Annotated in this window: 22 protein-coding genes; 12 read left to right on the forward strand and 10 right to left on the reverse strand. The window is 36.9% G+C overall.

The genetic code is table 11. The features are described 5' to 3' along the window. The first annotated feature begins 29 nt into the window (after window positions 1–29). Window positions 30–947, forward strand: coding sequence for a hypothetical protein (locus FBT53_RS10675; protein ID WP_136951178.1), 918 nt, complete (start codon window positions 30–32; stop codon window positions 945–947). A gap of 2 nt (window positions 948–949) precedes the next feature. Here the strand turns inward: FBT53_RS10675 and FBT53_RS10680 are convergent, their stop codons facing one another. Both FBT53_RS10680 and FBT53_RS10685 read right to left on the reverse strand, forming a co-directional pair. Then, window positions 950–1,582 (reverse strand): 7-carboxy-7-deazaguanine synthase QueE, encoded by a 633-nt coding sequence (locus FBT53_RS10680; RefSeq protein WP_136951179.1) that lies wholly within the window; start codon window positions 1,580–1,582, stop codon window positions 950–952. A 15-nt stretch (window positions 1,583–1,597) separates the two neighbouring features. Then, entirely contained in the window at window positions 1,598–2,044 is a 447-nt protein-coding gene (locus FBT53_RS10685; protein ID WP_136951180.1) for a Rid family detoxifying hydrolase, read from the reverse strand. 88 nt (window positions 2,045–2,132) lie between these two features. Here FBT53_RS10685 and FBT53_RS10690 point away from each other — a divergent pair, with 88 nt between their 5' ends. Both FBT53_RS10690 and FBT53_RS10695 read left to right on the forward strand, forming a co-directional pair. Then, window positions 2,133–3,644 carry a helicase HerA-like domain-containing protein gene (locus FBT53_RS10690; protein WP_136951181.1) on the forward strand — a complete coding sequence of 504 codons (1,512 nt, stop codon included), beginning with the start codon at window positions 2,133–2,135 and terminating at the stop codon, window positions 3,642–3,644. A gap of 7 nt (window positions 3,645–3,651) precedes the next feature. Next, window positions 3,652–4,200 (forward strand): hypothetical protein, encoded by a 549-nt coding sequence (locus FBT53_RS10695; RefSeq protein WP_136951182.1) that lies wholly within the window; start codon window positions 3,652–3,654, stop codon window positions 4,198–4,200. Here FBT53_RS10695 and FBT53_RS10700 read toward each other — a convergent pair. After that, complete coding sequence (locus FBT53_RS10700; RefSeq protein WP_136951183.1) at window positions 4,177–4,614, reverse strand: helix-turn-helix domain-containing protein; 438 nt, start codon at window positions 4,612–4,614, stop codon at window positions 4,177–4,179. The two genes, FBT53_RS10695 and FBT53_RS10700, sit on opposite strands and share 24 nt — an antisense overlap. A gap of 96 nt (window positions 4,615–4,710) precedes the next feature. Here FBT53_RS10700 and FBT53_RS10705 point away from each other — a divergent pair, with 96 nt between their 5' ends. The 3 genes from FBT53_RS10705 to FBT53_RS10715 are packed head-to-tail and all read left to right on the forward strand — an operon-like array spanning window position 4,711 to window position 6,291. Next, entirely contained in the window at window positions 4,711–5,553 is an 843-nt protein-coding gene (locus FBT53_RS10705) for an alpha/beta fold hydrolase (RefSeq protein ID WP_136951184.1), read from the forward strand. Between the two features lie 35 nt (window positions 5,554–5,588). Beyond that, window positions 5,589–5,837, forward strand: a complete 249-nt coding sequence (locus tag FBT53_RS10710) for a Rho termination factor N-terminal domain-containing protein (RefSeq protein ID WP_136951185.1) — start codon at window positions 5,589–5,591, stop codon at window positions 5,835–5,837. 31 nt (window positions 5,838–5,868) lie between these two features. Next, window positions 5,869–6,291 (forward strand): VOC family protein, encoded by a 423-nt coding sequence (locus FBT53_RS10715; protein WP_136951186.1) that lies wholly within the window; start codon window positions 5,869–5,871, stop codon window positions 6,289–6,291. On the opposite strand, the gene FBT53_RS10720 is transcribed toward FBT53_RS10715, so the two are convergent. The 4 genes from FBT53_RS10720 to FBT53_RS10735 all read right to left on the reverse strand — a co-directional run bounded on the left by FBT53_RS10720 (window position 6,292) and on the right by FBT53_RS10735 (window position 13,125). Then, a complete protein-coding gene (locus tag FBT53_RS10720; RefSeq protein WP_136951187.1) occupies window positions 6,292–8,322 on the reverse strand; it encodes an ATP-binding protein in 2,031 nt (676 codons plus the stop codon). 308 nt (window positions 8,323–8,630) lie between these two features. Beyond that, window positions 8,631–9,503, reverse strand: coding sequence for a bifunctional 5,10-methylenetetrahydrofolate dehydrogenase/5,10-methenyltetrahydrofolate cyclohydrolase (locus tag FBT53_RS10725; protein WP_136951188.1), 873 nt, complete (start codon window positions 9,501–9,503; stop codon window positions 8,631–8,633). A gap of 41 nt (window positions 9,504–9,544) precedes the next feature. Continuing rightward, window positions 9,545–10,873, reverse strand: a complete 1,329-nt coding sequence (ffh, locus tag FBT53_RS10730; protein ID WP_136951189.1) for a signal recognition particle protein — start codon at window positions 10,871–10,873, stop codon at window positions 9,545–9,547. 167 nt (window positions 10,874–11,040) lie between these two features. Further along, complete coding sequence (locus tag FBT53_RS10735) at window positions 11,041–13,125, reverse strand: hypothetical protein (RefSeq protein WP_136951190.1); 2,085 nt, start codon at window positions 13,123–13,125, stop codon at window positions 11,041–11,043. A gap of 114 nt (window positions 13,126–13,239) precedes the next feature. Between FBT53_RS10735 and FBT53_RS10740 the strand changes: the two genes are divergently transcribed. The 3 genes from FBT53_RS10740 (at window position 13,240) to FBT53_RS10750 (ending at window position 17,305) form a co-directional block, all read left to right on the forward strand. After that, on the forward strand, window positions 13,240–13,740 hold the full coding sequence (locus FBT53_RS10740) for an RNA polymerase sigma factor (RefSeq protein ID WP_136951258.1): 501 nt from the start codon (window positions 13,240–13,242) through the stop codon (window positions 13,738–13,740). Between the two features lie 114 nt (window positions 13,741–13,854). Next, window positions 13,855–14,763, forward strand: coding sequence for a FecR family protein (locus tag FBT53_RS10745; protein ID WP_136951191.1), 909 nt, complete (start codon window positions 13,855–13,857; stop codon window positions 14,761–14,763). Further along, window positions 14,744–17,305 carry a TonB-dependent receptor gene (locus tag FBT53_RS10750; RefSeq protein WP_240729818.1) on the forward strand — a complete coding sequence of 854 codons (2,562 nt, stop codon included), beginning with the start codon at window positions 14,744–14,746 and terminating at the stop codon, window positions 17,303–17,305. The genes FBT53_RS10745 and FBT53_RS10750 overlap by 20 nt, the downstream gene beginning before the upstream one ends. On the opposite strand, the gene FBT53_RS10755 is transcribed toward FBT53_RS10750, so the two are convergent. Continuing rightward, window positions 17,289–18,104 carry a zinc-dependent peptidase gene (locus FBT53_RS10755; RefSeq protein WP_136951193.1) on the reverse strand — a complete coding sequence of 272 codons (816 nt, stop codon included), beginning with the start codon at window positions 18,102–18,104 and terminating at the stop codon, window positions 17,289–17,291. The genes FBT53_RS10750 and FBT53_RS10755 overlap by 17 nt on opposite strands. A 5-nt stretch (window positions 18,105–18,109) precedes the next feature. Then, window positions 18,110–19,888, reverse strand: a complete 1,779-nt coding sequence (gene argS, locus FBT53_RS10760; protein ID WP_136951194.1) for an arginine--tRNA ligase — start codon at window positions 19,886–19,888, stop codon at window positions 18,110–18,112. Between the two features lie 319 nt (window positions 19,889–20,207). Here argS and FBT53_RS10765 point away from each other — a divergent pair, with 319 nt between their 5' ends. The 3 genes from FBT53_RS10765 to FBT53_RS10775 all read left to right on the forward strand — a co-directional run bounded on the left by FBT53_RS10765 (window position 20,208) and on the right by FBT53_RS10775 (window position 23,653). Then, entirely contained in the window at window positions 20,208–20,633 is a 426-nt protein-coding gene (locus FBT53_RS10765) for a hypothetical protein (RefSeq protein WP_136951195.1), read from the forward strand. Next, a complete protein-coding gene (locus FBT53_RS10770) occupies window positions 20,630–22,057 on the forward strand; it encodes an SDR family oxidoreductase (protein WP_136951196.1) in 1,428 nt (475 codons plus the stop codon). Before FBT53_RS10765 ends, FBT53_RS10770 begins: the two co-directional genes overlap by 4 nt. Before the next feature lie 84 nt (window positions 22,058–22,141). Continuing rightward, window positions 22,142–23,653, forward strand: a complete 1,512-nt coding sequence (locus FBT53_RS10775) for a carboxypeptidase-like regulatory domain-containing protein (RefSeq protein ID WP_136951197.1) — start codon at window positions 22,142–22,144, stop codon at window positions 23,651–23,653. A gap of 2 nt (window positions 23,654–23,655) precedes the next feature. Here the strand turns inward: FBT53_RS10775 and FBT53_RS10780 are convergent, their stop codons facing one another. Further along, window positions 23,656–24,174, reverse strand: a complete 519-nt coding sequence (locus tag FBT53_RS10780; protein WP_136951198.1) for a hypothetical protein — start codon at window positions 24,172–24,174, stop codon at window positions 23,656–23,658. Window positions 24,175–24,219: the final 45 nt, after the last annotated feature.

Below are 24,219 nucleotides of genomic sequence, written 5' to 3' on the forward strand. Positions count from 1 at the left end.
TCCACGTTTTAATAGCTAAAAGAATTGGTATGAAGAAGGTGTTTCTTGGGTTAATCTGTTGTTTTATTTTGTTTTTATCAGCATGCTCTAAGTCTAGTGATGATGGGGAAACCAATACAAGCGCTACTTATGATGATGGGGTTGCTACGGTAGACAGAAGCTTAAACAGACAAATATTTGGTAGTGCTGCTAATGCTATTTTAGCCAACGATACCTATGATAGAATACAAATACAAATAGTACATGCGCAAGGTTTTAAACCGCAAGAAGCCTCCATTACTAACTTTACTGCGTTCTTAAGACAATACACATTTAAAGAGGATATTGAAGTTTTTTACACGGAATTAGAACCTACAGGGCAAGAAAAGATAACCTTGCAAGAAATAGATGCTATTGAACAAGAGCATCGTACGGCTTTTAACCAAGGGAATACTCTAGCCATATACATATATTTTACGGATGCCGCCTCTGACACTGATAATGAGGAAGAAAACTTAGTAACCCTAGGTGCTGTTTATTGGAACACATCTATGGTTATTTATGAAAATACCATCCGCACTATAGCCAACCGAAGTTCTAATTCTACTGAAGAAATTGAGACTGCTACATTAAACCATGAGTTTGGCCATTTATTTGGTTTGGTAAATTTAGGTGGTAATGTAAATGGCGAACAGGTAGTTTTTACACCTATGGTTAATCCGCACGAAGATGAAGAGGCGCCAAATCATTGCAATGTAGAAGGCTGCCTAATGCGTGCAGAATTGCAGTTTAACAATGGTATTTTAGCTAAAAACACAACAAACCACACTGGTGATATTAAAGTAGGCTGCCAGATTTCTGCCGCTAGTGTTCTTAAAATACTAAATGCAAAAGCAGCACAAAATTCTCGTGTTCCAGGACTAGACCAGGAATGCATGCTAGACCTACAAAATAATGGAGGGCGTTAAGTTTAAGGGATATTTAGGTATTTGTGTGTTTGTAAAGACACTTTCCATTTAGGATTAGCCATAACATAATCTACAATCATAGGCACGACCTTGTCACGTACACTCCATTCTGGCTGTAGGTATAAAATACACGTATCGTTTACTTTGGCCGCTTGCTCTTCTGCAAAAATTAAATCGTGCTTATTATAAACTATCACCTTTAGTTCGTGTGCCAAAGGGTAGATTTCGTCCACTGGTAACTTCATTTTTTTAGGAGATAGGCAAATCCAATCCCAGTCACCCGTAAGTGCGTAGGCTCCAGAAGTCTCTACATGCGTTTTTAATCCTTCATTTTTTAATCCTGCAGTTAATGGATCCATATCCCAAGTCAATGGCTCCCCACCAGTAATCACAATGGTGTCAGAATAACTTTTAGCGTTGGCAATAATTTGTTCAATGGCCGTTGGCGGGTGGGTACCGGCATTCCAACTTTCTTTTACATCGCACCAATGACACCCTACATCACAACCACCAACCCTAATAAAATAAGCCGCTGTACCTTTATGATAGCCCTCTCCTTGAATGGTATAGAACTCTTCCATTAAGGGTAACATCTGCCCTTTCTCCACCAAATCCATTGCTTCTTGTAAAACCATGGCACAAAGATAACATTACTTTACCGCAATCACATCAATCTCTACTTTGGCATTCAATGCTAAATTTTGAGCCGCAAATGTGGTGCGTGCAGGTTTTTTGGTAAAATATTTACTGTAGACCGCATTAAAGGCTGCAAAATCTTCCATAGTACTTAATACCACAGTGCACTTTACAACATTATCCAATGTCATACCGTGCTGTTCCAATACTGCTTTTATATTTTTTACTACTTGTTCTGTTTCTGTAGTTATTCCAGGCTGCACCATAGTTCGGGTACTATGGTCCATTCCTATTTGCCCTGATAAAAAGAATAAGTTCCCTGCTTGTACGGCATCAGAATAAGGAGCGTTTGCTTTTTTAGGTTCGTGAGTAGGGTGAAAAACAATTTCTGTTTGCGCAAAAACTTCATTTGTCACTCCACAAAAAAGAAAAAGTAGTACTAGTGGTAAGGATATTTTCATAATGTTCTTTTTAAAACGATACGATTAACGATTCACTGTTTTTTAACTTCTCCTAAATTACCCTATTTTTATCGCAAACTAAACCCCTATGGATACTAAAGAAGTGTTTTTTAATACTATTGAAAAAGGATACACCACTAAAGGTGATGCTTTAATCATGGGTGCTGGTATGTTAGACGGGCAAGCCGTAACCAACGCTTTAGTTAAAGTGCCTTTAAAGACTATGAATAGGCACGGTCTTATTGCTGGCGCTACAGGAACTGGCAAAACAAAAACACTGCAGGTATTAGCAGAAAATCTATCGGATAAAGGAGTACCTGTTTTATTGATGGATTTAAAAGGGGATTTAAGTGGTATTGCACAACCAAGTCCGGGACATTCAAAAATAGATGAGCGCCACGCTGCCATAGGCATCCCTTTTGAGGCCAAGGGCTTTCCTGTAGAGATGCTCACGCTTTCTGAGCAAGATGGTGTACGTTTACGTGCTACAGTTTCTGAGTTTGGACCCGTTTTATTGTCTAGAATATTAGATTTAACAACTACCCAAGAGGGTATTATTGCAGTAGTTTTTAAGTACTGTGATGATTATAAAATGCCTTTGTTAGATTTAGAAGACCTAAAAAAGGTATTGCAATACGCTACCGGTGCTGGTAAAAAAGAATTTCAAGAAGAGTATGGGAGAATTTCTACCAGTTCTACCGGAACCATTTTAAGAAAGATAATTGAACTAGAACAACAAGGAGCTGATTTATTCTTTGGTGAAAAATCTTTTGAGGTCGATGATTTAACGCGAATTGATGAAAATGGTAAAGGGTATATTAATATAATCCGTTTAACCGATATACAAGACAAACCAAAGCTGTTTTCTACATTTATGCTAAGCTTACTAGCAGAAATATATGCTACCTTTCCAGAACAAGGAGACAGTGACCGTCCAGAATTAGTTCTTTTTATTGATGAAGCACACCTGATATTTGAAAATGCTTCTAAAGCGCTATTAGATCAAATAGAAAGTATTGTTAAACTTATCCGTTCTAAAGGAATAGGGCTTTACTTTGTAACGCAAAATCCTGCGGATATTCCAGATGATGTTTTAGCCCAACTTGGTTTAAAAGTGCAGCATGCGCTTAGAGCTTTTACTGCTAAAGATAGAAAAGCAATAAAACTAGCCGCACAGAATTATCCAGAATCAGAATTTTACGATACCGAAGAACTTTTAACCTCTTTAGGTATTGGAGAGGCGTTGATTTCTGCTCTAGACGAAAAAGGAAGGCCTACCCCGTTGGCGGCTACCTTATTACGTGCACCTATGAGTAGAATGGATGTGTTGACCAACAAAGAATTAAAAGAAGCCATTAGCGCGTCTAAATTGACTAAAAAATACAATGAGGTCATTGATAGAGAAAGTGCTTATGAAATTTTAAACGAGAAGATTGCAAAAGCAGAAGAAGAGGCAGAAAAAGAAAAAGAGCGCAAAACAACAAGCAGAAGAACCACATCTAGAAGAAGTTCTACGCGTATGAATCCGGTAGTAAAAGTACTCACTAGCGCCACTTTTATTAGAGGAGTTCTTGGAGTCTTAAAAAAAGTAATTAGATAATATTAGAATGAAAAAAGTACTTGGGCTTTTGACCTTAGGCATATTAGCCAACATATCTTGCGGAGATAAAGACAACACCTTTGTAATTACCAATGACAGTATTGGCAAATTAGACCGAATTAGTTTGGTGCGAGATTTAGAACTTATATACGCAGATGACTCTATTGTAAAAGACACTTTTGCTACTAGAATACAGGCGAGCAATAAAAAGATTAAGGTTTTTGAAAAAGGAGGTAAACATCTGTTAACTTTAACACCTACGGATGATAGTATTCCAAAGATTGAAAACATACAAATAATGGACCCCCGTTACACCACGGAAGAAGGTATTGGTTTGAGCAGTACTTTTAAAGATATACAAGCTAAGTATACCATAAAAAAGATTGTAAACGCTACCAATAATATTATCATCTTCATTAACGAATCTAACCTCTATTTTACCATTTCTAAAGAAGAATTACCAGAAAGTCTTCGGTATAATAGAGGCTCCATAGAAGCAGTACAAATTCCGGATGAAGCTAAAATTAAGTACCTAATGTTGGCTTGGGGAGCGTAATCCATAACGCGCCCTATTTGCCATAACTTTAGGACTATTATCGTGCATCCACTCGGTTAACTCTAAAAGTTTTTCTACATAGTCTTTACCAAACTGTGTTAGGTTATACTCTACTCGTACAGGCACTTCTGCGTAAGCCTTGCGTACAACGTAACCGTCCACCTCTAATGCTTTTAACCGCTGGCTTAGAATTTTATTAGAGATACCATACACGTACTTTTTTAATTTATTAAAGCGCAGCACAGGAAAATACGCCAGCCATAATAGTATTAGGGTGCTCCATTGGTCAGAAGCGACAGACATGACATCCCGCACAGGACAAAGCTCTGGAGGATGCTTGTAGTCTATATGCCCGAACATTTTTTTCATTTTTTCTGACACGATAAGCTGCTGATTATCAATATTAGTTTCCATAAATCAACTTAGTTTTACAATGAATACCGCTTGTTACAACCAAATGCAATGCGTATTTTAGTTACCTATACAGCCTAAGTTACAAAAAGAAACCAAATGAAAAAAGTGATACAAAAAGCGATGCCTTTAGTTTACGGCAAATACTTAAACGTTCTTGCTACAGTTAACCCTAGAAAGGCTGCTAAAGTGGGATTTGATATTTTTTGTACCATTAGAAAAGGCAGAGTAACCGAACTGCAAAAGGAATACTTAGATAGTGCCAAATTAGCAAAGGAAAAAGTAGGTGAGCAGCATATACAAAGTTACCGATGGCCAGGCTCTAAAGAAACCGTACTATTAATGCATGGTTGGGAGAGCAATACCTATAGATGGCGTAACCTTATTAAATTTTTACAAGAAAAAGATTTTAATATCATTGCATTTGATGCTCCAGCACACGGATATTCTACTGGCAAAATGCTACATGTTCCGTTATATGCAGAGACAACTCGCCATTTTATTACCAAATACCAACCAGATTACGTAGTGGCACATTCTATTGGCGGTATGACAATCTTATTTGATCATTACCAACATCCAGAATCTAAGGTTAAAAAAATTGTGACCGTAGGATCCCCTTGCGAGTTTCAACAATTTATAAATCACTACCAAGCTTTGCTCAAATTTAACGCTAAAGTGAAAGCTGCAATGGACCAACGACTAAAGCAAGAATTTGGTTTTCATATTCATGAGTTTTCTAGTGCTAAGTTTGTTTCTAATAACACTAAGAAAGGATTACTGTTCCATGATAAGCTAGATTTACAAGTACCCCACACCGAGTCAATACGCGTTCACGAACACTGGCATGGAAGTAAATTGGTCTTAACAGAAGGTTTAGGACACAGTATGCATCAAGATGGTGTAAATGAGCAAATAGTAAATTTTTTAGAGGAAGGTTAAAAGAACACACTATCGTACTTTCAACCTAAAAAATTATGGCAAGTACAAATAGACCTCAAGTTAAAAATGATGATCAATACGAAGCCTTGCGAGACAAAGGCTATAGCAAAGAAAAAGCAGCTAGAATAGCCAACACAAATAATGCAGGTAAAAAAGGAGGTAGTGCTAACACCTACGAAGAACGTACAAAAGAAGAATTATACCAAAAAGCAAAAGAATTGGATATAGAAGGCCGTTCTAAAATGAATAAGGGAGAACTTATTAATGCCTTAAGAAACAATTAAGAAGTGGTATCTTTAGTGGCAAATAGTGTTTATGGATATCCTTAATCCCTTTCATTTAGCAATTCCCGTTCATAATTTAGATACCTGTAGAATTTTTTACAGAGATACCTTGGGTTTTACAGAAGGTAGAAGTAGTGACCACTGGGTAGATTTTAATTTTTTTGGGCATCAACTGGTTATCCACTACAAACCAAAATCTGAAGAAGTTCTACATACCAATGCCGTGGATGGCAAAAATGTACCTGTACCTCATTTTGGGGTGGTATTAGAATGGGAGGCATTCCATACCTTTTCTAGTCATCTACAAAACAAAAACATAAATTTTGTAATTGAACCTTACATACGCTTTCAGGGCGAAATAGGCGAGCAAGCAACTATGTTTTTTTTAGACCCTGCTGGCAATGCTCTAGAATTTAAAGCTTTTAAAGATAGGAGTCAGCTATTTGCCAAATAGCTACTCCAGCTCAACCATTTCAAACGCAGCTAACAATTTACTAATGTAAGCATGTAACTTTTCTCCAGTTTCTAACGCAGCGTCAAATTGTCCATCATACACCGCATTTTCTGTTTGCTTACATAAGTCGTACCCTTCTTCTACTCCTAAAGAGCCAAACGTACCAGTAAAGTAATGCGCTTTCTTTTTAATATTTTCATAATCTTTCTCATCCAGTGCTAAACGAAATTCTTCCAAAGGCTTTGGTATGGTACGTAAAAACACCTCCACCACTTCATTCGCAAAACCATCCATAAAATTTTCATTGAACGATTGTAGCATTGCTGTCATCTCATCTGTGGCTATCGTTTTTTCTGTTTCCTCCGCATTTTCAGGAGTCATTAAAACTTGTAGTTTTTCCTGGTCTGTAAAAAATTGCAATAAAGAATTTAAAAGTTCTTGCTCTGTATAAGGTTTACTTACGTAATCATTCATCCCGATAGCTAAGCATTTTTCTTTTTCATTTACCATAGAATGTGCGCTACAACCAATAATAGGAGTTGTTACATAAAGCTCATTACGAATTACTTCGGTCGCCTTGAAGCCATCCATCACAGGCATTTGCAAGTCCATAAAAATAGCATCAAAAGCTTGTTCTTTAACCAAATCAACACCATCCTGACCGTTATCTGCCATCGTAGGATTAATACCCCATAATTTTAAGTAATTTTTAATCAGCAATTGGTTGTGCGGATTATCTTCTAAAACCAATACATTCTTCCCTTGTAAAATGGGAGATAGCTGACTGGTATTTACATTATCTACAACTCTAACATCCTCTTCCGAAGCATGCTCAAAAGATAAATCTACCGTAAAGCATGTCCCCTTACCCAAGGTGCTTTCTACTTTTATCTCTCCCTGCATAAGACCTGTTAGCCCCTTAACGATACTAAGTCCCAACCCAGTACCACCATATAAGCGAGTTGTACTAGATTCTGATTGGGTAAAGCGTTCAAATATTTTATCTAAATTTTCTTGAGCTACACCTATACCGGTATCCGTTACCTGAAAACGAATTTTACTGCGCTCCTCCCCACCTTCTAGAACAAAAGCTTTTAACTCTACTTGACCTTCATGGGTAAATTTAATTGCATTACTAATCAGGTTATTAAAAATTTGTGCTAATCTGGTCTGGTCGCCTTTAATATAGTCTGGTAAATCCGCATCAACACTTTTTAATAAGCGAATACCTTTCTCATTTGCTAACGGCAACTGCAGCTTCATGATATGGTCCAATAAAGCATTTAAAGAAATAGGCCTTGTTTCTAAATCTATTTTTTCACTCTCTAGTTTAGAGTAGTCTAAAATGTCATCTATAATTACTTTTAGGTTTAAAGAAGATGTTCTTATAGTATCTAGATATTCTTTTTGCGTATTATTTAATTCCGTTTTTCTCAATAAGTCATTAAACCCAATAATGGCATTTAAGGGTGTTCTAATTTCATGACTCATGTTAGACATAAACTCTTCTTTAGCCTTAGCCAACTTCATGGAGTCTAACCTGCTTTTACGCAAAGCAATTAAACTCATAGCTGTTTTTGCTAAGGTTTGCATAAGTTTAGTTTCTTTCTCTGATAATTCTTTTGGTTTTTGATCAATTGCACAGAAAGTACCTATAGTATGGTTGTCGCCGTCCGTAATAGGAACACCAGCATAAAAACGAACCTTATAATCACCTGTTACAAATACGTTATTTTTAAACCGTTCACTTTCTAGTGTATTGTTCACTATCAGCGGCTTATCATCTAAAATGGTGTACTTACAAAAAGAAATATCTATAGGTGTTTCATTAATATCTAAACCCACCTTAGATTTAAACCACTGGCGCTCACCATCTATTAAACTAATGTATGCAATTGGCACATCTAAAATTTGGGACGCCAATAAAGTCAACTCATCAAACATGGCTTCTTCTTGAGAATCCATTATCTCATAATGGTCCAATTTCTTTAGCCTTGCCTCATCCTTTATCAATTCTTCTGGTTGTGCCATTATATAAAATTGTAGGTTTTTTCTTATAACTTAAAATAACATATAAAATTGCATTCCTATTTAAAAAGTGTGTTAAACATTTCTTTTGAAAATACAAGCTTAATTACTGTATTTCAACCAAAAAGCACATACAAGTTATAAGAATTTGTATAAAAATACGTTTTAACCATTACCCAAATTAAAACCTATGAGTACCATCCTACTTATTTTAACCATAATTTTTTCTTTAATGGCTGTAGGTAGTTGCCTCACTGAACAACAGGAAAGTGTTCCGCTGAAAGCTAAAAAAAAGATTATGTAGAACTGCCTTAAGAACGGCGTTTTCTAGCTAAAAGCGTATTTTGTAACAACATTGCAATGGTCATTGGCCCAACTCCTCCAGGCACTGGGGTAATATAAGACGCTTTTGGCGCAACCTCATCAAAATCTACGTCTCCGGTAATATAATAGCCTTTTTCTGAACTGTCTGGCACACGAGTAATCCCAACGTCTATAATCACAACACCCTCTTTAACCATATCTGCTTTTAAGAAATCTGGTACGCCAAGGGCAGAAACAATGATATCTGCATTTTGTGTAAACTCTTTTAAGTTTTTGGTTCTACTGTGAGTTAGAGTAACAGTGGCATCTGCTGCTTTCCCTTTTTGACTCATTAAAATACTGATAGGCCTACCTACAATATGGCTTCTACCAATAACTACCGTATGCTTACCAGAGGTATCCACGTTGTACCTGCGCAATAATTCCATAATACCAAAAGGTGTTGCAGGAATAAAAGAAACCATATCTAATGCCATGCGCCCAAAGTTTTCTGGATGAAAACCGTCTACATCTTTACTAGGATCTACCGCCAATAATACCTTTTGCTCGTTAATGTGTTTTGGAAGTGGCAATTGAACAATATAACCATCTATCTCTGGATTATTATTAAGTTCTGCTACTTGCGCTAACAATTTTTCTTCAGAAGTATCTTCTGGAAGTTGTATTAGGGTTGACTCAAATCCAATTTTCTTACAAGAACGCACCTTACTACCCACGTAAGTTAAACTAGCCCCATCATTGCCAACTAAAACAGCTGCTAAATGGGGAACCTTTTCTCCACGGTCCTTCATTTTAGCTACTTCTACTGCAATTTCTTGTTTAATATCGTTAGATATTTTTTTACCGTCTAGGATTTCCATAGGTGTATGTTGTGGGTAGATACTTAGTTTTATAATTTTTATTAGCGCATATTTTGCATCATCTGCATCATACGCTTTCCTCCGCCGCCTTGCATCATTTTCATCATTTTGCTCATTTGGTCAAATTGTTTCAGCAACTGATTTACATCTTGCACCGAACGACCACTACCTGCAGCAATACGCTTTTTACGACTTGAGTTTAATTTATTTGGATTGGCGCGTTCATCAGGCGTCATAGAATAGATAATAGCTTCTATATGTTTAAATGCATCATCATCTATATCTATTCCCTTCAAGGCTTTACCCATCCCTGGTATCATGCCCATCAGGTCTTTCATGCTACCCATTTTCTTAATCTGCTGAATCTGGGATAGAAAGTCATCAAAACCAAATTTGTTTTTGGCAATCTTCTTTTGGATTTTACGTGCCTGTTCTTCATCAAACTGTTCTTGTGCACGCTCTACAAGAGACACCACGTCTCCCATACCTAAAATCCTGTCTGCCATTCTAGAGGGATGGAAAACATCTATGGCATCCATTTTTTCCCCTGTACCAATAAACTTAATTGGCTTATCTACAACGGACTTGATAGATATCGCAGCACCACCACGAGTATCACCATCTAACTTGGTTAAAATAACCCCGTCAAAATTTAAAACATCATTAAAGGCTTTGGCAGTATTTACTGCATCTTGCCCCGTCATGGAGTCTACTACAAATAAAGTTTCTTGCGGTTGTATCGCTTTATGGATGTTAGAGATTTCATCCATCATTTCTTGATCCACGGCTAAACGTCCAGCGGTATCCACTATAACTACATTACAACCTGTTGTTTTTGCATGGGCTATACCTGCCTGTGCAATTGCAACTGGATTAGTATTACCCCTGTCTGAATATACTTCTACCCCTATTTGCTCCCCAACCACATGCAATTGGTCTATTGCCGCAGGACGATATACATCACAAGCAACTAATAAAGGCTTTTTGTTTTTTTTGCTTTTTAAAAAGTTGGCTAGTTTACCAGAAAAAGTGGTTTTACCAGAACCTTGTAGACCAGACATTAAAATTACGGATGGTGCTCCAGACAAATTAATATCTTCTGCCTCTCCCCCCATTAGTTGGGTTAGTTCATCCTTTACAATCTTAACCATTAACTGGCCAGGTTGCAAGGTAGTAAGTACGTTTTGCCCTAGCGCCTTATCCTTTACTTTGTTGGTAAACTCTTTGGCTATCTTAAAGTTAACATCTGCATCTAATAGTGCCCTTCTTACCTCTTTTAAGGTTTCTGCAACATTAATTTCCGTTATCTTTCCATGACCTTTAAGGTTATGGAGGGCTTTGTCTAGCTTATCACTTAAATTATCGAACATCTGCTTACAACAATTTATTTTTGAAGAGCGACAAATTTAAGCAATACCAATGGATTGCACAGAAAGTAAGCGTGCTTATTTTCTAGAAGTTAAACCAAAATAGAAAAGGACAGCTTTGAGGCAAACTGTCCTTTTCGGGTTAATGAGTTCTGTAAATTAATGTGATATTAGGGTTTCTTTTCAAAAACTACCACTTTTACGGTTTCCTCATTTTCATATACCATTTTAATTCTATTCTCTGACACTTCCGTTATGTACCAAGCTTCTGACAATACTCCTAAATCATAAACATCTGCTTCAAAATTCAATGCCATTCTTAAATCTCCTGGATAATCTCTGTAATTTCTCCAAAGCCCTGCAGTAATTGGGTCTTGGTTGATACTCAATTCCACTTGATGCATCGCTTTAAAATCAAAATCGAAGTCAGAATGATTGGCTGTTAAATCCATGTCTCCTTCTGTTAGCTCAGTAATATTCCATAAGCCACTCATTAAAATGGTTCTGATGGATTGTACATCTTCATCATTTTCTTGCTCGCAGACACGTTGTATGGTCAATTCTTTTCCTGTTTCTTCAATTTTAAAAGTTAGTTTTTGCTCCAGCATTTCTACAAGTGGCCACTCAAAATTTAATTCTTGTTCTGCCATCATAGAAATTACTATTGCTAATTGACCGCTGGCATTAAACCCTAATTCCCAATTTCCTTCTGATACCACTTCTGCCTCTGCTTCTAAAGTCACCGTCCCGTTAGCATTAAAAAGAAACTCATAACCTAAATAACGATTGTATCTAGCTCCTTCTTGTTTCATTCTTTGAATAACCCAAGAACACTCTTGCAAGATAGTTGCTAATCTGTCTGCAGAAGGCAACTCAAACTCACAGTCTTTTTCTAAAACTACGTAAGCGTTATCCGCGTTACCTAATTTAATGCTACCAGGTTCGCATTCTAAAACAGACCACTCTCCTAATAAGCCCTCTAAATTGGCGGAGAATAAGGCATTAAATTTAAATTTACCTTCTTGGGTTAGCTCCCAATTCCCTTCGTCTACAAAAACACCGCTATTCTGGTATGCATGTATATTGAAGTTAGAAAAGTCTATAAGACCATCAAAATCTATGTCCCAACTAGCGTCTGCAATTCTCCATTTACAACCAGAAAGATTAGCTGCCACATTGGTTATATCACAAATAGTGTTATCTGTGCATGCTCTTCTTAACACCATCTTATTGTCATTGTCCGAGTAGAATTTAATAATTCCTTCTTCTAACTCATACACCCGCCATTCTAAAGAAAAATCGGTATTCGTATCAAAAGCCATAAGAATTTTTGGGCCATCTTCTGTAAACGCTAAGGACCATTCCCCAGCAAGACTGTTACCTAACATTCCTTCTACCTCAACAACACCCTCGTCATCAAATTCAAATATAAACTCAAGATATTGCCCTGTTTGGTCACCACCATTTCTAACAATTTCTTTTAACACCCATTCACAAGACGTTAAATATTCCACAAAGCTATTATCTTCAAAATCATCATCGTTATAGTCATTATCATCATCTTCGTCACATTCATCTTTTGCATTAGATAAAGCCGCTGCTAAACTGGCATTATTCACTACTTCTATTGTAGTACCGTCCGCTTTTTTAAGCGTAATAGGAAAATCTATACTTACCAATTCCCCTGGCGTTTTCTCCTTAAAAAATAAACGCATTTCTCTATCACTGTTAACTGTAACCGTACCAGATTGTTGGTTTTGCACATCAAAAGTGAAAAGCGTAATAGGGTACACAAAGTCTATACACTCAATATCATCATCGTCCCCACCCTCTAGGCAGTCTGCTGCTAATTCTCTTAGTGCTTCTTTATTTTCTATTACCACTTCTTTAAAATCGGAAAGAGTTACCGTAATCGGGAAAAATATTTCCAATAAATCATCATCTGTGTCTACCTCATCAAATAACTCTTCTATCACCTTTAAATCCGCAATAGAATTAATAGTAATTTCTACACCAGCAACTGCTACTGTATAAGGAAACTGTACAGCAATACAACTACTACCGTCCACAATGTTATCAAAAGAGCCATCATTAGCACTTGTATTTTCTATTAAAAGGGCTGTATTGCTACCCACTTCTATAGCTTGTTGTTCTTCCTCATTCCCAATCTCTTCAAATTCTTCTTGGCAAGATGTAAACGCAAGCGCCATAAAAAACAGGCTAGCGTAGGTTAGGTTCTTTAATATTTTTTTCATAATCCGATTTGGTTTTTATGTTTATTCATCTTCTAAACAATCCCAATTAAAATTACCCTACCAAAAAAATTATTTTTTTTTAAAATATCTTTGATTGCAACTAAATATGCCGGTATGGATAATGTGTGCGAGGAGCAACAATACAATACTATTTTTAGGACCACTAGTAAAACGGTCTTTAACTATATCTATTATAAGTTTGGGAACGAAGAAAAGGCGAATGACGCTGTACAAGAAGCCTTTGTTAAACTATGGGAAAATTGCAGCAAAGTTGCCCCAGACAAGGCAAAATCTTATTTGTTTACCGTGGCGAACAATTTGTATTTAAATGTAATCAAGGCAGAAAAAGTGCGCTTAAAACATGCAGACAAGCATAGAAACGAAAGTACTAACGAGTCGCCCGAATTTCTATTAGAAGAACAACAGTTTAAAGAAAAGTTGGAGAACGCTTTGGATGCGCTACCCGAAAACCAACGAACCACCTTTTTGTTAAATAGAATTGATGGTAAAAAATATGCAGAGATAGCAGAACTAGAAGGTGTTAGCGTTAAAGCAATTGAAAAACGTATGCACCTGGCTCTAAAAAGCTTAAGAGATAAAATTGATGGTATTTAGGAAAAGGTTATAGAATTAATACTGAGTTCCATAAATAAGTTTATTATAGAATATTATCTAAAATAAGTAGGGTTTTTGCAAACCCGATTGTTATATCAATATAAAGTGAAGAAAATGCAAGAAAATTACTTAGCAAAATGGCTCAACAATGAGTTGACGGATGAGGAGTTAGAGGCGTTTAAGGCCACGGCTGAGTATGCACAATACCAAAAAATAAAAGAGACCACGGATAAACTTTCCCCACCAGAATTTGATATAGACCAAGCATGGCTGCAACTAAATAGTCAACGAACGGAGAAGGCACCTAAGGTGATTACGTTGAGCCCATTTAAAAAGTTTCTACGCGTTGCTGCGGTTGCTGCCATACTTATTGTAGGTTCTTATTTTTATTTAGGTACGCTAAACACACAAGTTACCACACAAATGGCAGAACGCACGGAGCTTACGCTACCAGATAATTCTGAAATTATTTTGAATGCGGACTCCAAGGTAGCCTACAACAAAAAGAATTGGGACAACAAGCGTAATGTTGAACTGGCAGGAGAAGCCTTTTTTAAAGTAGCGAAGGGCAAAAAATTCACCGTAGCTACAGATTTAGGTGAGGTTGCTGTGTTAGGCACACAGTTTAACGTACAACAGCGAGATGATTATTTTAAGGTTACTTGTTTTGAGGGCTTGGTACAGGTGAGTTATAAAGACCAAATACTTAAATTACCTGCGGGCCATTCTTTTGCTGTAGTCAATGGTACTATTACAAAGCAAAGCATTACCGCTACCCAACCCGCATGGATGCAAAACGAAAGTACCTTTAATAGCGTACCCTTAAAATATGTTTTGGCAGAGTTTGAGCGCCAATATGATTTTAAGGTTGAAACTAAAAACGTAGATACCGAACAACTTTTTACGGGAACATTTAGCAATTCTGATTTTAATGTAGCTTTGGAAAGTATAAGCACCCCATTGCAATTAAAATACACTGTTGGCACTCTAAATGTTGTTTTCTATGCGGAGGATACTCCATAGGCGTTTACCCTTTCTTTTAGGGGTTCTAGTTTTCTTTTTACCGGTGTGCCTTTCTGCCCAAGATAGTACCACCATAGGTCTTAAAGAATACATTGCTAAAATAGAGCAAGCTTTTGAAATAAAAATTTCCTATGCCGATGAAGACGCAGCTGGTAAAACCATTTCTTTTTCTTCTTTAGAAGACCTAAAGACAGCCCTATCTAGCATTGAACTACAAACCGGTTTAACCATAAAAAGTATAAGCGAGCGCTATTACAGCTTTTACTATCCCAACACCATTGCTATTTGCGGAAAAGTGTTGGATAATTTTGCCGCCAATACCATACCCGGGGCTACCGTAGCAGTGCTGGGAACGGACATAGCACTGGTTACCGATACCAATGGTCTTTTCAATATTTCTAACGCACCTAGAGATGCATCTTTACAAATACGCTATTTAGGTTTCCAAACCAAAGTGGTACCCGTCAGCAATTTTATAGGCAAGGAATGCCCAAAGGTGTTATTGTCAGAACAGCGAGAGCAATTAGATGAAGTTATTGTATACCAATTTTTAACACCGGGATTGGTTAAGGAAACAGATGGGAGTTTTAGCCTAAAGACAGGAGAATTGGGTATTTTACCTGGTTTAATAGAACCAGACGTATTGCAGTCTATACAGGCCTTACCAGGAATAGAAAGTGTGGATGAGACCGTATCTGACATTAATGTGCGGGGCGGCACCAACGACCAAAACCTTATCTTGTGGAACGGAATTAAAATGTACCAATCTGGGCATTTTTTTGGGTTGATATCTGCCTTTAACCCCTACCTAACAGATAAAGTAACGGTTTATAAAAACGGAACGCCCGCTCAACACGGTGATGGGGTTAGTAGCGTAATTAGCATGCAGACCCAAGACGAAATAGGGAATACGGCTACAGGCGGGGCCGGCTTTAATCTAATTAGTGGGGATGCGTATGCACATCTTCCACTAAGCGATAATTTTGCCCTACAATTTTCCGCAAGAAGGTCTACCACCGACTTTTTGAATACCCCCATCTATGGTAGTTTCACCGATAAGGTTTTTCAGGATACCGAAATTAAAAATGAAGACAACGAATCCGTAGACTACTTTATAGAAACGGATGAAAACTTTGCGTTTTTTGATGTTTCTGCCAAGTTATTATACAACATTAACCCGGACCATAAATTAAGGTTAAGCCTAATAGGTATTGACAACGATTTAGATTATGTAGAAACCAATACCGATAACAATACCAGCTCCCAAAGCTTTCTAGACCAAACCAATGTAAGCGCGGGCCTGCAATACCGAGGGCAATGGAACAATAAACTTACCACAACGGCTAATGCCTATTTTTCTCAATATACCTTAGATGCGCAAAACATACTAAATAACAACCAACAGCTATTTCAAAAAAACCGGGTAGAGGAACGCGCCGCAAAATTTAATATTAATTATGCGTTGAGCGATGCATGGCAATGGCAAAATGGCTTTCAGTACATAGAGACGGGAATCACCAATTTAAGTGATGTTACCCAGCCACCGTTTCAAAGTAACATAATTGAAGTAATACGCACATTTGCACCCTATTCTAGCTTTACCTACACCGCTTTTGAAAACAAATTGATTGCCACGGGCGGCTTACGTGCCAATTACATTATAAACCTAGATACTTTTGGGGCCGATTTTAAGACATGGCTTTTAGAACCACGCCTAAATCTTAACTTTAAATTGGCCAATTTCTTACGGGCACAGGTAATGGGCGAATTTAAAAGCCAAACCACCAATCAGGTTATCGACTTGGAACAAAATTTTTTAGGTATCGAAAAACGTAGGTGGACATTGTCTAATCAAGAAAACTTGCCACTTACCCAGAGTAAACAAGCATCGGCTGGTATAGTTTATGAAAAAAATGGGTTTCACGCTGGGGTAGAAGCTTTTTATAAAGAAGTAGATGGCATAAGTACACGCACACAAGGCTTTCAAAATCAAGACCAGTTTAATGGAGAAATTGGCCTGTATAGGGTAAAAGGCATAGAACTCTTGTTGAATAAAAAAGGGGAAAATTACAGTAGCTGGTTAAGCTATACCTATAATAAGAATGATTATACTTTTGACAGTATTGTGCCGGCCCGCTTCCCTAATAATTTAGATGTGCGCCATAACATTACATTGGCCAGTACCTATACGCTGGGCAATCTAAAACTAGGGCTTGGCTTAAACTATAGAACGGGTAAACCTTATACGGAACCAGATACTGAAAACTCAATAGACAACACCGTTTTTCCAAGTAAAATAAACTATGCCGCACCTAATAGCAGTAGATTACCAGAGTATTTACGTTTAGATGGCTCTGCAACCTACAGTTTTAAAATTTCTAATAGTATTAAGGCAGATACCGGTATTTCTTTGCTGAATATGACCAATAGAAAAAACCTCTTGAACAAATACTATCGTCTCAATGAAGATGAGGAAATTCAAAGTATAGAACGTATTTCTTTGGGCATTACCCCTAATGCCAGTTTTAGGATTCGGTTTTAGGAATATTAAATATCCTCGTCATCAAATAAAACAACCCTGGATAATGGGTTTTAAATTCCGCTGGGCTCTTCACAAAATTTTCTACTGCTACCGCAAAAAACTCTATAAAACTTGTTTTACCATAGGGTCTAAAATAAGTAGAACCTTCCAATACTTTTTTAAAGTTCGGATTCTCAAATAATCCTTTAAATTTCCGAATACCCAATCTAAACTTACGCGCTTCCCAACTACGCATCTTATCAAATTCAAACATTAACGCATGGGCTGCCTCATGCAACCCTAGGTTCTTATTATCGTTAGGAATTCTAAAACCATGCTCTAATTCATCCGCGGCAAACACAAGTGTTTTAAACCGTGGATTGTATTCCCCTAGATGATACCGCTTCGCTATCTTAGAATAATAGGCAGATGGATAAATTATAATTCTTCGTATAGAATTTTCATACTTATAATTTCTCAAACCCATAGTCAATAAAATTGCAGATGCGGTTACATATGCTTTTATCTGTTCTGGCTCCTCAATAGCACCATAAAAAACAAAGGATTTTCTAGACCTAAACCAAGCGAATCGTTTTAAAAATTGTTTTCGTTCCGCATGGGTAAATTGTTGATAGGGCAGTAAAAACGCTGTGATAAAATGACGTTCCTTTTCGGTAATGGGTTGCACCTTATTAAAAAGCTTTCGCCAAGCAAAACGCTCTTTTGCCAGTATTTGATACACGCCTTTTAGCACCACTACTAGAATAGAGAACGTTAAAAAAATTAGCGCAATGTACTTTTCTGTTGGATTAAGGACCATCCAGATTACATTCTCACAGGCACATGAATCCCTAGCAATAAAAATGCATCTTTAATAACATCTGCTACCTTTTTACTAAGGTTTACACGGAAAGCCTTTATTTGAGCATCCTCTTCACCTAAAATAGATACCTGTTGATAAAAAGAATTGAACTCCTTGACCAAATCATACACATAATTTGCCACCAATGCAGGACTATGGTTTTCTGCGGCTTCTTGTACTTTATCCGGGAATAACTCTAATTGCTTCAACAATTCTTTTTCCTTTGGATGCACAGAAGTTACAGCCACTTCTAAGTCTAAATTCAACTCATTCGCTTTTCTAAGAATACTCTGTATTCTAGCATAGGTGTACTGTATAAATGGCCCCGTATTACCTTGAAAATCTACAGACTCCTCTGGGTTAAATAGAATTCGCTTTTTAGGGTCTACCTTTAAGATGTAATATTTTAGAGCTCCCAAACCAATGGTGCGGTAAAGTGCTTGTTTTTCGGTATCTGAATAACCATCTAGCTTGCCTAGTTCTTGAGAAATTTCTGCAGCCGTATCTTCCATATTCTGGATAAGGTCGTCGGCATCTACTACGGTTCCTTCCCTACTCTTCATTTTACCAGATGGTAAATCTACCATTCCGTAACTCAAATGATACAACTTATCTGCCCAGCTATACCCTAGTTTTTTTAGTATTAAGAAAAGTACTTTAAAGTGATAGTCTTGCTCATTACCTACGGTATAAACCATGCCATTAATATCTGGAAAATCGGTAACACGCTGTATGGCCGTACCTATATCCTGTGTCATATACACCGCGGTGCCATCAGAACGAAGTACAATTTTCTCGTCTAAGCCATCTTCGGTTAGGTCTATCCAAACGCTACCGTCTTCTTTTTTAAAGAAAACACCTTTTTCCAGTCCGTCTTGTACCACATCTCTACCTAGTAAATAAGTATCACTCTCATAATACAGCTGGTTAAAATCCACACCAAGATTCTCATACGTAGTATCAAAACCTTTGTATACCCAACCATTCATCATTTTCCAAAGTTCCACCACTTGTGCATCTCCGGCCTCCCATTTACGAAGCATTTCTTGGGCTTCTAATAAAATAGGCGCTTCCTTCTCTGCTTCTTCTTTGGTTTTACCGGCACTTATCAATTCCGCAATTTCTGCTTTATAGGCTTTATCAAAAGCCACATAATATTTACCCACCAAATGGTCTCCTTTTAAACCTGAGGAATCTGGTGTTTCGTCCTTGCCAAACTTTTGCCAAGCCAACATGCTTTTACAAATATGTATACCCCGATCATTAATAATTTGGGTTTTATATACCTTATGACCGGCAGCTTTTAAAATTTCCGCAACGGAATATCCCAATAAATTATTTCTAATATGCCCTAGGTGTAGTGGCTTATTGGTATTAGGACTAGAATATTCTACCATAACAGCGTCCTTAGAGTTGGCCGGCGCATAGCCAAACTGCTCTACCACCAATATGGATTTAAAAAAGTTAATGTAATAGGCATCACTCACCACCAAGTTCAAAAAACCTTTTACCACGTTAAACTTGGCTACTTCTTCTACATTTTCTACCAAGTATTCCCCAATTTGCGTACCAATAGCTACTGGATTACCTTTAACCACACGTAACATAGGAAAAACCACCACGGTGATGTCTCCCTCAAAATCTTTACGAGTAGGTTGAAATTCTACAGCAGGCAATTCCTGACCAAAAATAGATTGTACCGCTTCTTTTACTTTTTCTTCTAATACCGTGGTAAGCTTCATAAACATGCCTTTTTGTGGCCTGCAAAACTACATTTTTTTACCGTTTTTTCCCTGTTTTATATGCAATAGTGCCATTTCCGCCGTATCTTTAAAAGAAAAGATTGCACGGAACATTTGCTTGCTACCAAGCTTGTTTTAGATTCATTTATTGGTTTTAGAACTTAATAGTTTTGAGGATAGAAAATAAATTTAACCATATGGCTTGCAAGAATCTCGCTTTTTTAATTTAATAGCGTAACGTTTATACTTGTAGCAAACACATCTTTTATCTAAGAGGGCTATTAAATTTGTTTTGGGCAATCTCTAATACTATTAGATTATGCTATTGAACGTATCTTACAATAATAAAGAGATTACCAGAAAAATAGATGCTGAAGTGGGTAAGCCTTTTCCACTAAAAGACCGTATTAAAATGGGCGGTATTGGCTCGCCAAAATTAGAAATCAAAGAAGCAAGTGTTGAAATACACAATTTGCTTATTCTAGATAACAATGCCAATGTTTGCAACATAGAAATACGCCCAAAAGGCATCATACTTGGCTTTAGGTCGTTATTAGAATCTTATGCCCTAGTAATTCCTTTTTACAAACTTACTATCTATAAGGGCGATATGGCCATTTATTCGGTTTACCGTGACCATTATTTTGTAAAGGTTTTGGCAGACACTAAGGCGGTGCAGAAATTTTTTAAGAAGTTATTAGATTATAAAGCTGATACCGCACCAACCTCAATAGAAGATTTATGAAAATTCTACTAACAGGAGCAAATGGCTACATTGGCATGCGCCTTTTACCAAACTTACTGGATTCTGGGCACCAATTGGTGTGCGCTGTGCGCGATAAAAACCGACTGTCTGTAGAGGAAGAAATTCTAGAACAGATAGAAGTTATTGAAGTAGACTTTTTAAAACTACCAGAAAACAACCCTATACCTACAGATATAGATGCCGCTTATTACTTAATACACAGCATGACATCTTCTATCACGGATTTTGATGAAAAAGAAGCTTTGGCGGCAGAGAACTTTAATAAATTAATGCATGGCACCAATGTAAAACAGGTAATTTACCTAAGTGGCATTGTTAATGAGCAGGAGTTGAGCAAACACCTTTCTTCTCGAAAAAATGTAGAAGAAATCTTGTACAAAGGGCCTTTTAATTTAACGGTGCTACGCGCCGGAATTATCGTTGGCTCTGGAAGTTCCTCCTTTGAAATTATAAGGGATTTGTGTGAGAAACTCCCGGTAATGATAACTCCTAAATGGGTGCTAACAAAAACCCAACCTATTGCCATTAGGGACGTAATAGCCTTTTTAACCCAAGTTTTGGGGCATGCAGAAACGTACAACCAATCTTTTGATATTGGCGGACCAGATGTGTTGACCTACAAAGAAATGCTACACAAATATGCTAAGGTAAGGGGCTTTAAAAATTGGATTTACACGGTACCGGTAATGACACCAAAGTTATCTTCTTACTGGCTATATTTTGTAACCTCTACTTCTTACAAGCTTGCCGTGAATTTGGTAGATAGCATGAAGATGGAAGTAGTGGCAAGAGACAATAAATTACAGCAATTATTAGGTATAGAGCCGTTAACGTATGAGCAAGCTATTGATTTTGCATTTAAAAAAATAGAACAAAATTTAGTAGTCAGTAGTTGGAAGGATAGTTTAGCAAGCGGGCAAATACGTAGAAACTTAGAAAAATACATTCAGGTACCAAAATATGGGGTACTAACGGATAAAAAAACGCTTGCCATAACAGACGTGAAACGTACCCTTGACAATATTTGGAAAATTGGTGGAGAAACGGGTTGGTATTATGGCAATTGGCTTTGGAAAATAAGAGGTTATCTAGACAAAATGAATGGTGGCCCTGGTTTGCGTCGTGGGCGTACGCATCCCGATAAAATATTTCCTGGAGATGCGTTGGATTTTTGGCGTGTGCTTTTGGCAGACCGAGATAAAAAACGCCTTTTGCTTTTTGCAGAAATGCGGTTGCCTGGCGAAGCGTGGCTAGAATTTAGAATAGACGCCAACAATACCTTACACCAAACAGCAACCTTTAGACCAAGGGGTTTAAAAGGTAGACTATACTGGTATAGTGTACTACCTTTTCACATTTTTATATTTAAAGGAATGATAAATAACTTGGTTAAGGCGCAATAATGTAACAACTTAGAGTCTTATTCGTGTTAAGAGGCAACCATTTAAGTACATAAGTTGTCTTATTAATACAAACAAACGCTAAGTATGCTCCATAAAACCTTATTCTTATCTACCTCTCTTGTATTTATCTGCTGTATTTATCAACTACAGGCACAAACCTTTGCTGCTAAATTAGTAGATGGTAAAACAAAAAAAGCTATTCCGTATGCTACCGTGGCCTATGGAGAACATGCAGGTGTTATTACCAATGACGAGGGACTTTTTTCTTTTACATTAAAAGAAAACGAAAAGAAACTAGACAGTATTTACATTTCTAGCATGGGGTACGAGAAAACAGGTTTCCCTTTTGTTGCCCCATTAGACTCTATACTTTATCTAACACCTAAAGCCATAAACCTAGATGGTGTGTTCTTGTTTGATAAGGAATTAACGGTTGATGAAATCATTGAAAAGATGATTGAAAATATTCCTAGCAACCGAAACTTGTCTCCCATAAAACAACGTTATTTTTTAAGAAACTCAGAATTTGCGAACATCCATAAACTAGATTTTGGTTTTGAAAAATCCAGTATTGAAGAGTTAGACAAAGAATTAATAGATAGTATTGGCAGAGCTGTACCAAGAAATACCTATCATTATACAGAAGCGTTGGGCGATTTATATTCCTCTAAGGAGATGAGTAAAATTGGTCTGATAAAAGTTGCAGAAATGTACAACAAAGACCAATTAAACTCTATTGAAGGCATTGGCGATTACATGGAAACCATTTTTAAAAAACATGTAAAACCTAGCTCCTATTTAAAAGTAAAATCGGGTTTGTTTAGTCAAAAAATACAGGTAGATTCTATTTTGAACGATATAAAAGAAGAAGAGGCAAAAGAATTGGCCAGCGAAATAGAAAAAGCCAAGGACACTACAAACGGCGCGGTACATGGGCAGCGTTGGATGTTACGAGATATTTATGAAGAACTATATTACAAAGAAGATAGTAAACTAAATATTGTTGATAAATACAAGCGCTATAGTTTTAGTCTAAACGGATACTCAGAAATAGACGGTAATGGTGTCTATGTTGTGGATTTTGAACCCAAAGGAAAGGCAGATTTTAAGGGAAAAATCTATATTAAAATCGATGATTTTGCCGTAATGCGAATTGATTTTGAGAACGTAAAAAACCTAAGAAATTTTAGACTTCTTGGCATTTACTATAGAGATGTAACCTATAAGGGCACCATGCGTTTTGGCAAAATAGCCAATGGTCGTTACGCATTAAAATTTGCAGATATAACTTTTGGCAAATGGTTTAGAATAGATAGACCTTTAGACGTTATAGAGAAAAACAAACACGTAAAAGGGAGACGCAAGCAAAATGAGCTGCGTATGAATCTGGATTTTCAAATTTCTAATGTTGATAAATACGAGTTGGTCATTTTTCAAAACGAACTAATTGAGGAAGCCGCAATAGCTAATTATAAAGAAGACAAAGCTTTAAAGCCAACTTATATGCCCGCTTACAATGCCGATTTTTGGACAGGTTACAACATTATGGAACCCAATGCTGCCATAAAGAGTTTCAAAACAACTTATAGTGATTAAAACTACAGGCTTGGTTCTAAATTTTGGTTGTTGATTGCTGCATTATTAGTACAAAACCATTTTACCAATGCTTTTTGATCCTCACTATACCAATCCATTCCGTTTTGGTATATGGTTAAGCTAAGATGTATTGGCTCGTAATCACTAAAATCTAAGCTTTCAAAAATTAGTTTTACCTGCTTAAGCACTCCTTCTTTAAGCTCTTGAGTAGCTGCTATTTCAGCAAAATAACCTTCTCTAAAATTGAGTAAAAAGGCAGACCAATCGTACACTAAATCTTTGTAACCACGTTTTTTTGCTTCTGCTATAACATAATAACCTACGTTGTAGATATTCATTCTCTCGTAAGAAAAATCTATATCCAGTTCCGTTCTATTGAACATGCCTGCATCAAAACCATACAATTCTGGAATATTCTCTAGGTTCCATAGTATATGCTTTTTAAATGTTGGTTCTAATTCTGAATGTTTGATGAGCTCAATTCCACTAATGATTATCTCATCTATTTCCCATAAAGCCATAGTGAATAAAAATAAAGGTTAATCATTTAACGTAAATTCTTACAA

This window comes from Flavobacterium sp. ASW18X (genome assembly GCF_005144745.1).
In the GTDB taxonomy this organism is placed as follows: domain Bacteria; phylum Bacteroidota; class Bacteroidia; order Flavobacteriales; family Flavobacteriaceae; genus Croceivirga.

Bases quoted from the DNA above. Each gene is read 5' to 3' on its own strand.
- FBT53_RS10675 (WP_136951178.1), top strand. From the start codon at position 30: ATGAAGAAGGTGTTTCTTGGGTTAATCTGTTGTTTTATTTTGTTTTTA.
- FBT53_RS10680 (WP_136951179.1), bottom strand. From the start codon at position 1,582: ATGGTTTTACAAGAAGCAATGGATTTGGTGGAGAAAGGGCAGATGTTA.
- FBT53_RS10685 (WP_136951180.1), bottom strand. From the start codon at position 2,044: ATGAAAATATCCTTACCACTAGTACTACTTTTTCTTTTTTGTGGAGTG.
- FBT53_RS10690 (WP_136951181.1), top strand. From the start codon at position 2,133: ATGGATACTAAAGAAGTGTTTTTTAATACTATTGAAAAAGGATACACC.
- FBT53_RS10695 (WP_136951182.1), top strand. From the start codon at position 3,652: ATGAAAAAAGTACTTGGGCTTTTGACCTTAGGCATATTAGCCAACATA.
- FBT53_RS10700 (WP_136951183.1), bottom strand. From the start codon at position 4,614: ATGGAAACTAATATTGATAATCAGCAGCTTATCGTGTCAGAAAAAATG.
- FBT53_RS10705 (WP_136951184.1), top strand. From the start codon at position 4,711: ATGAAAAAAGTGATACAAAAAGCGATGCCTTTAGTTTACGGCAAATAC.
- FBT53_RS10710 (WP_136951185.1), top strand. From the start codon at position 5,589: ATGGCAAGTACAAATAGACCTCAAGTTAAAAATGATGATCAATACGAA.
- FBT53_RS10715 (WP_136951186.1), top strand. From the start codon at position 5,869: ATGGATATCCTTAATCCCTTTCATTTAGCAATTCCCGTTCATAATTTA.
- FBT53_RS10720 (WP_136951187.1), bottom strand. From the start codon at position 8,322: ATGGCACAACCAGAAGAATTGATAAAGGATGAGGCAAGGCTAAAGAAA.
- FBT53_RS10725 (WP_136951188.1), bottom strand. From the start codon at position 9,503: ATGGAAATCCTAGACGGTAAAAAAATATCTAACGATATTAAACAAGAA.
- ffh (WP_136951189.1), bottom strand. From the start codon at position 10,873: ATGTTCGATAATTTAAGTGATAAGCTAGACAAAGCCCTCCATAACCTT.
- FBT53_RS10735 (WP_136951190.1), bottom strand. From the start codon at position 13,125: ATGAAAAAAATATTAAAGAACCTAACCTACGCTAGCCTGTTTTTTATG.
- FBT53_RS10740 (WP_136951258.1), top strand. From the start codon at position 13,240: ATGGATAATGTGTGCGAGGAGCAACAATACAATACTATTTTTAGGACC.
- FBT53_RS10745 (WP_136951191.1), top strand. From the start codon at position 13,855: ATGCAAGAAAATTACTTAGCAAAATGGCTCAACAATGAGTTGACGGAT.
- FBT53_RS10750 (WP_240729818.1), top strand. From the start codon at position 14,744: ATGCGGAGGATACTCCATAGGCGTTTACCCTTTCTTTTAGGGGTTCTA.
- FBT53_RS10755 (WP_136951193.1), bottom strand. From the start codon at position 18,104: ATGGTCCTTAATCCAACAGAAAAGTACATTGCGCTAATTTTTTTAACG.
- argS (WP_136951194.1), bottom strand. From the start codon at position 19,888: ATGAAGCTTACCACGGTATTAGAAGAAAAAGTAAAAGAAGCGGTACAA.
- FBT53_RS10765 (WP_136951195.1), top strand. From the start codon at position 20,208: ATGCTATTGAACGTATCTTACAATAATAAAGAGATTACCAGAAAAATA.
- FBT53_RS10770 (WP_136951196.1), top strand. From the start codon at position 20,630: ATGAAAATTCTACTAACAGGAGCAAATGGCTACATTGGCATGCGCCTT.
- FBT53_RS10775 (WP_136951197.1), top strand. From the start codon at position 22,142: ATGCTCCATAAAACCTTATTCTTATCTACCTCTCTTGTATTTATCTGC.
- FBT53_RS10780 (WP_136951198.1), bottom strand. From the start codon at position 24,174: ATGGCTTTATGGGAAATAGATGAGATAATCATTAGTGGAATTGAGCTC.